The organism is Amycolatopsis sp. NPDC058340, from assembly GCF_042723975.1.
Lineage (GTDB): Bacteria > Actinomycetota > Actinomycetes > Mycobacteriales > Pseudonocardiaceae > Amycolatopsis.
Genome location: NZ_JBHXIB010000016.1, coordinates 141767 through 151531, shown reverse-complemented (window position 1 = coordinate 151531; position 9765 = coordinate 141767). Strand labels below are relative to the sequence as shown.

8 protein-coding genes and 1 rRNA gene are annotated in these 9765 nt (G+C 71.0%); all 9 read left to right on the top strand.

Translation table 11 applies throughout. The features are described 5' to 3' along the window. Positions 1–133: 133 nt before the first annotated feature. A 5S ribosomal RNA gene (gene rrf / locus ACFWIW_RS20460) occupies positions 134–250 on the top strand. Positions 251–412: 162 nt separating this feature from the next. After that, positions 413–2317: a hypothetical protein gene (locus tag ACFWIW_RS20455; protein WP_378369872.1), complete on the top strand. Its 1905-nt coding sequence runs from the start codon at positions 413–415 to the stop codon at positions 2315–2317. Continuing rightward, entirely contained in the window at positions 2310–3299 is a 990-nt protein-coding gene (locus ACFWIW_RS20450; RefSeq protein ID WP_378369871.1) for an HAD-IIA family hydrolase, read from the top strand. Before ACFWIW_RS20455 ends, ACFWIW_RS20450 begins: the two co-directional genes overlap by 8 nt. A gap of 58 nt (positions 3300–3357) precedes the next feature. After that, a complete protein-coding gene (locus ACFWIW_RS20445) occupies positions 3358–3564 on the top strand; it encodes a hypothetical protein (protein ID WP_039924600.1) in 207 nt (68 codons plus the stop codon). 4 nt (positions 3565–3568) lie between these two features. Next, positions 3569–4384, top strand: a complete 816-nt coding sequence (locus tag ACFWIW_RS20440) for a TlyA family RNA methyltransferase (RefSeq protein ID WP_378369870.1) — start codon at positions 3569–3571, stop codon at positions 4382–4384. After that, entirely contained in the window at positions 4381–5292 is a 912-nt protein-coding gene (locus tag ACFWIW_RS20435) for an NAD kinase (RefSeq protein ID WP_072026471.1), read from the top strand. Before ACFWIW_RS20440 ends, ACFWIW_RS20435 begins: the two co-directional genes overlap by 4 nt. 104 nt (positions 5293–5396) lie before the next feature. Then, on the top strand, positions 5397–7193 hold the full coding sequence (gene recN, locus ACFWIW_RS20430; protein WP_378369869.1) for a DNA repair protein RecN: 1797 nt from the start codon (positions 5397–5399) through the stop codon (positions 7191–7193). A gap of 193 nt (positions 7194–7386) precedes the next feature. Continuing rightward, complete coding sequence (gene steA / locus ACFWIW_RS20425; protein ID WP_378369868.1) at positions 7387–8571, top strand: putative cytokinetic ring protein SteA; 1185 nt, start codon at positions 7387–7389, stop codon at positions 8569–8571. Further along, entirely contained in the window at positions 8568–9515 is a 948-nt protein-coding gene (locus ACFWIW_RS20420; RefSeq protein WP_378369867.1) for a copper transporter, read from the top strand. The genes steA and ACFWIW_RS20420 overlap by 4 nt, the downstream gene beginning before the upstream one ends. The last annotated feature ends 250 nt before the right edge of the window (positions 9516–9765 follow it).

The following is a 9765-nucleotide window of genomic DNA, read 5'->3' as shown; positions in this document are numbered from 1 at the left end:
TAATGTGTTGTCGAGTTGACTGGTACTAATAGGCCGAGGACTTGCCCACAAAGATGTTACGCATCCACTCTACAGCTCTGAAACACCACACAACCCCCTCGTTGTGAGGTTGTGGGGGAGTGTTTCATAGTGTTTCGGTGGTTATAGCGTCAGGGAAACGCCCGGTCCCATTCCGAACCCGGAAGCTAAGCCTGACAGCGCCGATGGTACTGCAACCGAAGGGTTGTGGGAGAGTAGGACACCGCCGGACTAACTTCAGGACAGGGTCCTGACCAGGGTCGAGAACCCCAACAGGTTCTCCCCGGTCAGGGCCCTGTCTCTTTTCATGTCCATGGACCGACTAGAATGGTCCGTTGGCCCACCTGACGGGTGGGCCCAGTGTCGAAACTTTTCAATAGTGGCAGGAGGCCAGGTGTCCGAGTTCGGTCGACGTGACTCAGATGATGGCGCGTCCGGCCGGTCGGGTCGCCGGGACGACAGTCCCCGCGGAGGCCGGTCTGACGCGCAGCGAGGTGACCGGCGCGGTTCCGCCGGCGGCAGGCAGGACCGGGGCGGCCGCGACGGTGGCTACCAGGGCCGCCCTCGTCGTGACGACCGCGGTGCCCGCGGTTCCGGCAGCTACTCCGGCAAGCCCTCGCGCAGTGGCGACGGTCCTCGTGACCAGCGCCCCGGTGGCGGCCGGTTCGCAGGCCAGGGGCGCGACGAGAACCGCCCCCGCTACAACAACGACGACCGGTCCGGCGGCCGCGACAACGATCGTCGTGGCGGCTTCCGCTCCGACGACCGGCGCGACAACCGCGAGTACAAGGGCGGCGACCGCGGCGGCTACCGCTCGGACAGCCGCGACAGCCGGGGCGGCGATCGTGGTGGTTACCGCGGCGGCGACAGCCGGGACAACCGTGGCGGAGACAGCCGCGGCGGTTACCGCTCGGACAGCCGGGGTGGCGACAACCGCGGCGGTTACCGGTCCGACAACCGCGACAGCCGGGGCGGCGACCGCGGCGGTTACCGCGGCGGCGACAACCGCGGCAGTGACAATCGGGGCAACGACAACCGTGGTGGCTACCGGTCCGAGAACCGGGGCGGCTACCGCTCGTCCGACAGCCGTCCCGAGCGCCGCTACGACAACCGCTCCGACAATCGGTCGGACAGCCGCTCGGACAACCGTTCCGAGGGCCGCTACGAGAAGCGCTCCGAGGGCCGCCCGGCCCGTTCCGGCTTCGGCTCGGACAGCCGCGGCCGGTCCGACGACCGCCCGTCCGGCAACCGCTACGAAGGCCGTCCCCAGGGCAAGTCCTACGGGGACCGTGACAACCGCGGTGGAGACAAGTCCTATCGCGACCGTGACGATCGCGGCGGTTCCCGTTCCGGCGGGTACAACGGCGACCGGCGCGGTTCGTCCTCGGGTGACCGTCGTCCCAGCGGTGGTGGCTACGAGCGCAAGTCCTACGGCGACCGTGACAACCGCCGCACGTCCGACCGCCCGGAGAAGCGGTACGACGACAAGCGCGGCGACTCCCGTGGCGGGTTCGAGCGCAAGCGCGACGACCGTCCCCAGCGTGACCGTTCCGAGGGCCGCAAGGACTTCCGTTCCTCGCCGCGCACCGAGGACCGGCCGGTCGACGACGAGACGTTGGCGCGTGAGCTGCTCGAGGCCCCGGAACTGCCCGAAGGCATCGAGTTCTCCGATCTCGACGAGGAGGTCCGCCGGGAGCTCCGCACCCTGCCCAAGGCGCTCGCGGAAACCGTCGGCAAGCACCTCGTGGCGGCCGGCGGCCTCGTCGACGAAGACCCCGAAGCCGCCATGGAGCACGCCAAGTACGCGAAGGCCAAGGCGTCGCGGGTCCCGATCGTCCGTGAGGCGCTCGGCCTGGTCGCCTACCACGCGGGCAACTGGTCCGAGGCGCTGTCCGAGCTGCGGGCCGTCCGCCGGATGACCCGCACCGACGACCACATCGCGATCATCGCCGACGCGGAGCGCGCCATCGGCCGTCCGGAGCGGGCGCTCGACCTCGCGAAGGAGGTCGACAAGGAGCGCCTGGCCAAAGCGACCCAGATCGAGCTCGCGATCGTCGCGGCCGGTGCCCGGCGCGACCTCGGTCAGCTCGACGCCGCCGTCGTCTCCCTGCAGGGTGACGACCTCAAGGCGGAGAAGCGCGACCCGTGGAGCGCCCGGCTGTTCTACGCCTACGCCGACAACCTCGCCGCGGCCGACCGCAAGGACGAGGCGATCCGCTGGTTCCTGAACGCGGCAGAGGCCGACGAGGAGGACGAGACCGACGCCGCCGAGCGCGCCGCGGAGCTCACGAATGGCTGACGCCCTGTCGGCCGGGTACGACGCGGTCCTGTTCGACCTCGACGGCACGGTCTATCACGGCAGCAAGGTGGTCCCGGGCGCACCGGAAGCGCTTCGGGCGCTTCGGGACCACGGCACGGCCGTCCGTTGGGTGACCAACAACGCCTCCAAGGCGCCCGCGGAGGTCTCCGCACACCTGGAGGCACTCGGACTGCCCGCCACTCCCGAAGAGGTCCACACGAGCTCTCAGGCCGCCGCCGCCCTGCTGGGTGAGCGGCTGCCTCAGGGCGCGGTGGTCCTCGTCGTGGGCACGGATTCGCTGGCCACCCAGATCGAGTCGGCCGGCCTCAAGACGGTCCGGGAAGCCGGTCCGGACGTGGCGGCCGTGGTCCAAGGACACTCGCCGGAGAACACCTGGGCCGCGCTCGCGGAGGCGTGCCTCGCCATCCGCGCGGGCGCGCTCTGGGTGGCGACCAACGTCGACGCGACCCTGCCCAGCGAACGCGGCCTGCTGCCGGGCAACGGGTCGATGGTGGCCGCGTTGCGCCACGCGACCGGCGCCGAACCACTGGTGGCGGGCAAACCGGCGCCGGGGCTGTTCACGACGGCGGCGCGCGACGCGGGTGCGGAGCGTGCCCTCGTCGTGGGCGACAGGCTGGACACGGACATCGAGGGCGCGGTCGCGGCCGGGATCGACGCGCTCTGCGTCCTGACCGGTGTCGCCGACGCGGCGTCCCTGATCGCGGCGAGGCCCGAGGAGCGTCCGCGCTACCTCGCGGCGGACCTGTCCGGGCTGAGCAGCCGGGCGGAGCTGCTCGAGATCGGGCCCAAGGACGGCTGGCGTGTCACCGCACAGGGTGACGTGCTCGAAGCCGACGGTGAGGGCGGCCCTCTCGACCTGCTGCGCGCGTTGTGCGCGGCGGCCTGGGAGTCCGGGATCACCGAGGTCCGCGGTGTGGGCGACACCGCCCGCGCCGCGCTCGCCGAGCTGCGCCTCGGCTGACCAGCGCTGCTAACTTGGTGGGGTGCAAGACCACTTCCACCCCGTGCCGCGACCGCCGGTGCCGGGCCCTCCGCCGGTGCCCGGGCCTCCGGCGGTCCAGGCCGATCAGTTCGCGCAGCAGGACACGGATCCCCGAGCCGGGATCGACGAAGCCGTGGCGGGTCTCGACGACCTCGCGGCGCTTCCGCTTTCGGAGCACGTCGACCGGTTCGAGGCCGTGCACACCGAGCTGACCGTCGCGCTGTCCACCATCGACAAGGTCTGACCGCGTGCCCAAACGCGCCCGCCTGGACGCGGAGCTCGTCCGGCGGGGTCTCGCCCGGTCCCGGGAGCAGGCGTCGGCGCTGATCGCCGAAGGCAAGGTCACCGTGCGCGGGATGGTGGCCACCAAACCCGCGACCGGCGTCGAGTCCGGCGCGCCGATCGTGGTGCGCGACAACGACGACCCCGGCTGGGCCTCCCGCGGCGCGCACAAACTCCTCGGCGCGCTCGAAGCCTTCACCCCGCAAGGTCTTTCCGCCGAGGGAAAGCGCTGCCTCGACGCGGGCGCCTCGACCGGTGGCTTCACCGACGTCCTGCTGCGCAACGGCGCCGCCACGGTGATCGCGGCCGACGTCGGCCGCGGCCTGCTGGACTGGCGGCTGCGCACCGACGACCGCGTGGTCGTCCTGGACAAGACGAACGTCCGGAACCTGACCCCGGAAGACCTCGGCGGGCAGGTCGACCTCGTGGTCGGGGACCTCTCGTTCATTTCGCTCAAACTCGTGCTGCCCGCGCTGGCCGCCTGCGCGCGGGACGGCGCGGATCTGGTGCCGATGGTGAAACCGCAGTTCGAGGTGGGCAAGGACCGGCTCGGCAGCGGCGGCGTCGTCCGTGACCCGGAGCTGCGGGCCGAATCGGTGCTCGGCGTGCTCGCCGAGGCCGAAAAGCTGGACCTGAACCTGCGCGGCGTCGTGGCGAGCCCGCTTCCCGGGCCGTCGGGGAACGTCGAATACTTCGTCTGGCTTACCCGCGGTGCGGGGGAGACCGCCGGCACCGACGCCGAGCGGCTCGTCCGGACCGCAGTCCTGGAGGGACCCCAATGAGCGATCGCGAGGTGCTGCTCGTCGTGCACCCGGACCGGGACGCGACCCGGGACGCGGCACGCGAGGTTTCGGCCCGTTTCGCCAAGGCGGGTGTGCGGCTCCGGGTGCTCGACGAGGACGTCCGGGAGATGCTGGAAGCCGACGGCGGGATCGGCGCCCCCTGCACGGTCATGGCGCCGGAGCAGGACCCGGCCGCAGGCACCGAGCTGGTGTTCGTGCTCGGCGGCGACGGCACGCTGTTGCGCGCCGCGGAACTGGCGAGGCCGAACGGTGTCCCGGTCCTCGGTGTGAACCTCGGCCGGGTCGGCTTCCTGGCCGAGGCCGATTCGGACAAGCTCGCCGACACCGTCCAGCGGGCCGTCGACGGTGACTACCAGGTCGAAGAGCGGATGACGGTCGACGTCGTCGTCACCGTCGACGGTGAAGAGACCGTCAACACGTGGGCGCTCAACGAGGCCAGTGTCGAGAAGAGCTCGCGGGAGCGGGTGCTGGACGCGCTCATCGAGGTCGACGGGCGGCCCGTGTCGTCCTTCGGTTGCGATGGTGTCCTGTGCGCGACCCCGACCGGCTCGACGGCGTACGCGTTCTCCGCGGGCGGGCCGATCATCTGGCCGGACGTCCAGGCCCTGCTGGTGGTCCCGAGCAACGCGCACGCGATGTTCTCCCGGCCGCTGGTCGTCTCGCGGGACTCGGAGATCACCGTCGCCATCGACCCGGACGGTTCGCCCGCGGTCCTGACCTGCGACGGATCGCGGACCTTCGATCTTCCCGCCGGCGCGGCCGTGCGGGTCACCTGCGGCCGGGTGCCGGTGCGCCTGGTCCGGTTGTGGGAAGGCCCGTTCACCGACCGGCTGGTGCACAAGTTCTCGCTGCCGATCAAGGGCTGGCGGGAGCGACACGCCCGCTGACGGATGTCGTGAAAGGGCCCTTGAAGACAACTTTCGTCGTCAAGGCCCCTTTCATGACGTGCCGGGTGCGGGAATGGTCGGGGTGGGCCGCTACGGTGGGCGTCGTGCTGGCCGAGATGCGCATCCAGGGCCTCGGAGTCATCGAGGACGCCCTGCTGGAACTGCACGCGGGCTTCACCGTCGTCACCGGTGAGACGGGTGCGGGCAAGACCATGGTCGTCAGCGGGTTGCACCTGCTCTCCGGCGGCCGAGCCGAAGTGTCCAAGGTGCGGACGGGAATGCTGAAGGCCTTCGTGGAAGGCCGCTTCGAGCTGGGCGGTGCCGAGGGCGCCACCCGGATCGTCACCGACGCCGGGGCGGAGGTCGACGAGGACGGCAGCGTCATCGCGCTGCGCGCGGTCTCGGTCGACGGCCGGTCCCGTGCCCACCTCGGCGGCCGTTCGGTGCCGGTCGGTGTGCTGGCCGATCTGTCCGAGCAGCTGATCGCGGTCCACGGGCAGAACGATCAGCTGCGGCTGCTGCGGCCCGCCGAGCAGCGCGCGGTGATCGACCGGTTCGCCGGTGAGGCCGTCACCGAGCCGCTCGAGCAGTACCGCGCGGTGCGGGACGAATGGCTCGCCGTCGTCGCCGAACTGACCGAGCGCTCCACCCGCTCCCGCGAGATGGCCCAGCAGGCCGACCTGCTGCGCCACGGGCTCGCCGAGATCGACGCCGTCGCGCCGGAACCCGGCGAGGACACCGAACTCACCGAGCAGATCAAGCGGCTCGCCGCGGTCGACGAGCTGCGCGGTGCGGCCACCGCCGCGCACGCCGCCGTCGCCGGTTCGGCGGACGGCGATCCGGACATGCCCGGCGCCCTGGGGCTGATCGGCGAGGCGACCCGCCACCTGACCGGTTCCGAAGACGCCGTCCTGCGTGAACTCGGTCCCCGGCTGGACGAGGCCTCGGTGCTGTTGTCCGAAGTGGGCACCGAGCTGGGCAGCTACCTCGAAACGCTCGACGCCGATCCCGCGTTGCTGGAGAAGGTGCTCGCGCGCCAGGCCGATCTGAAGCGGCTCACCCGCAAATACGCGGCGGACGTGGACGGCGTACTCGCCTGGGCCGACGACGCCCGTCGCCGGATGTCCACGATGGACACCTCCGAAGAGGCGCTCGCCGAATTGGCCAAGCGCCGCGACGAACTCGCCGTCACGCTGGCGGAACACGCGCTCACGCTGTCGGAGGCGCGTGTCGAGGCCGCCGCCGAACTCGCCGAGGCGATCACCGCCGAGATGTCCGGGCTCGCCATGGGGCAGGCCGAGATCGAGATCACCGTCGAGCGGCGCACCGTCGACGAGAGCGACGCGCACGCGGTGAAGGTCGGCGGCAGGCTCGTGCACGCCGGGCCCGACGGCGTCGACGACGTCGAATTGCTGCTGCGGGCGCACAACGGCGCCCCGCCGCTCCCGGTGCACAAGGCCGCTTCCGGCGGTGAGCTTTCCCGTGTGATGCTGGCGATCGAGGTCGTCCTCGCCCACGCGGACACCGTGCAGACACTGGTGTTCGACGAGGTCGACGCCGGGGTCGGCGGCCGCGCGGCGGTCGAGATCGGCAGGCGGCTGGCGCGGCTGGCGCGCAGTCACCAGGTCCTGGTGGTCACGCACCTGCCGCAGGTGGCCGCGTTCGCCGATCAGCATCTGGTGGTGGACAAGGGCACCAGCGGCGGGGTGACCCGCAGTGGCGTGCGCGTGCTCGAACAGTCGGAGCGCGTCGTCGAGCTCGCGCGCATGCTCGCCGGAATGGAAAGCACCGAGACCGGCCGGGCGCACGCGGAGGAATTGCTCGCCGTGGCCGAGGCCGACAAGAGCGCGCCGGACAAGCCCAAAGCCCGTCGCGGGGGGAAGCGGAAGAAGGCGAAGTAGCTTCTGCCCGCGGTCTGGCACGACCTCCCGGGGTGAGGTTGCGAAAGCCACTTTCGCAACCTTCAACGTCGCGAAAGTGGCTTTCGCGACGCGCCTCCCGCGCGGCCGTGACCGGACCGGTGTGGGTTAATCGGCGTGTTTCCATCGGCGTGGCGGACACTGAAGGCCGCGCGGATTTGTCACTATCGGTCGCATGAAGCTCACCGGCTTGCTCTCGCGTAACCAAGAGACCCTCCCCGGGATCACCGGCGTCGCCAGGGTCGACAGGCGTACGCGTGAGCTGCTCCGCCGGCTGAGCCCTGGCGACATCGTCGTCCTCGACCAGCTCGACCTCGACCGGTCGACGGCCGATGCCTTGGTGGAGGCCGAAGTCGCGGCGGTGGTGAACGCCTCGCCGTCGATCTCGGGCCGGTTCCCCAACCTGGGCCCGGAGATCCTGCTCGAGGCCGGGATCCCGCTGGTCGATTCGGTCGGCGGCGAACTGCTGCGCAAGGTGAAGGACGGCACGAAACTCCGCCTGCACGAGGGCGTCGTCTACATCGGAGAGCGGCAGCTCGGCTCGGGTGTCCAGCAGACGCGGGAAAGCGTCGCGGACCAGATGATCGAAGCCAAGGCCGGGATGTCCACCCAGCTGGAGGCGTTCTCCGCCAACACGATCGAATTCCTCCGCCGGGAACGCAGCCTCATCCTCGACGGCGTCGGTGTCCCGGAGATCCGGGTTCCGCTCAAGGACCGCCACGCCCTCGTGGTCGCGGGCGGCAACGGGCACGCCGAAGACCTCAAGAAGCTGAAGAAGTACATCTCCGAGCACCGGCCGGTGCTGATCGGGGTCGACGCCGGGGCCGACACCCTGCGCGCGCAGGGGTATCAGCCGGACGTCATCGTCGGCGACCCGCACGGGATCGGCGCCGAAACCCTGCGCAGCGGTGGCGAGGTCGTGGTCCCGGCGCAGCCGGACGGGCACGCGCCGGGGGTCGAGCGCATCCAGGACCTCGGGATCGGCGCGGTCACCTTCCCCGCGACGGGCAACGCCGAGGATCTGGCGCTGCTGCTGGCCGACGCGCACGAGGCGAGTCTGGTGGTCACGGTCGGATTCCAGGCGACACTGCGGGAATTCCTCGACCACGGCCGGTCCGGATCGAATCCGTCGACGTTCCTCACCAGGCTCAAGCTCGGCACGAAACTGGTCGACGGCAAGGCGGTCGCGACCCTGCACCGCAGCCGGGTGTCCATCGGCGCCATCGTCCTGCTGGTCGTCGCGACCTTGGTGGCCGTCGCGGCCGCGCTGCTGGTGTCCGATGTGGGTTCGGTGTACCTCGACTGGATCCGCGACACCTGGAACTCGTTCATCGCCTGGGGCAAGGGACTCTTCACGTGATTTCTCTGCGGTACCACATCGTTTCCATCGCCGCCTGCTTTTTGGCGCTCGCCATCGGGGTGGTGCTCGGCTCGACGGCGCTGAACGGTTCCCTGCTCTCGGGGCTCGCCAGCCAGAAGGAGGATCTGGGTTCCCAGGTCGCGGATCTGGAGGCGCAGCGGAATTCGCTCAACGCCAGGCTCGGCGACGCGGACGCGTTCGCCGGCGCGATGGGGCCGAAGGTCGTCGCGGGGCAGCTGGACAAGCGTTCCGTGGTGCTGGTGACCACCGAGGACGCGAAACCCGCGGACCGCGACGCGCTCAAGCAGCTCGTCGGGCAGTCGGGCGCCGCCGTCACCGGCGAGATCCAGCTGACCGAGGCGTTCTCCGACCCGATGCGCTCCGATCAGCTGCGTGACGTCGTTTCGCGTCTTCAGCCCGCCGGTGTCCAGTTCCCGACCGCGGGCGACCCCGGCACCCTCGCGGGCGCGCTGATCGGGTCCGTGGCGTTGCTGAACAAGGACAACGCGCAGCCGCAGTCCACCCCGGTGGAGCTGGCGGCCGCGCTCGGCGGGCTCACCGACGGTGGTTTCCTCAAGACCGGCGGGGACGTGAAACCCGCGCAGCTCGCGATCGTGCTCACCGGTTCCAAGTACACCGGCGATGGCGCCGGTGACCGCGCCTCGACCATCGCGCGGTTCGCCGCGCAGCTCGACCGTTCCGGTGCGGGCACCGTCCTGGCCGGCGACTCGGGATCGGCCGACGGCACCGGCGCGATCGGCGTCGTCCGCGCCGACACCTCGTCGACCTCCATCCTGTCCACTGTGGACAACGCGGAAACCGCGGCGGGCCGGGTCACCACGATCATGGCGCTGCGGGAGCAGCTCGAAGGCGGCGCGGGCCGGTACGGCATCGCGGGCAACGCCCAGGCTCCCGCCCCCGGGATCGCCGCCGCCGGCAACTAGCCCCCTTTCGCATATAGTCCTCTGGATGCGGTACTTGCGTGTGCAAGGACCGCGTCCAGAGGACTAAACGCGGTCCGTCAGAGGTCTTGTCGCTCTGTAAGGCGAAGTGTCCGCTGTGGTGAAGGCCTGGCTACCGCCGGGCGTTGTCGCCCGGCGACCGTGGGGGGGTAAGCGCCGTATGGGGGCAAAGCCGGCGGGCAAAGGGGCTTTGGGGCCCCCCTAGGCGCGGGCCGCCGCCCGCCCCCGCGAA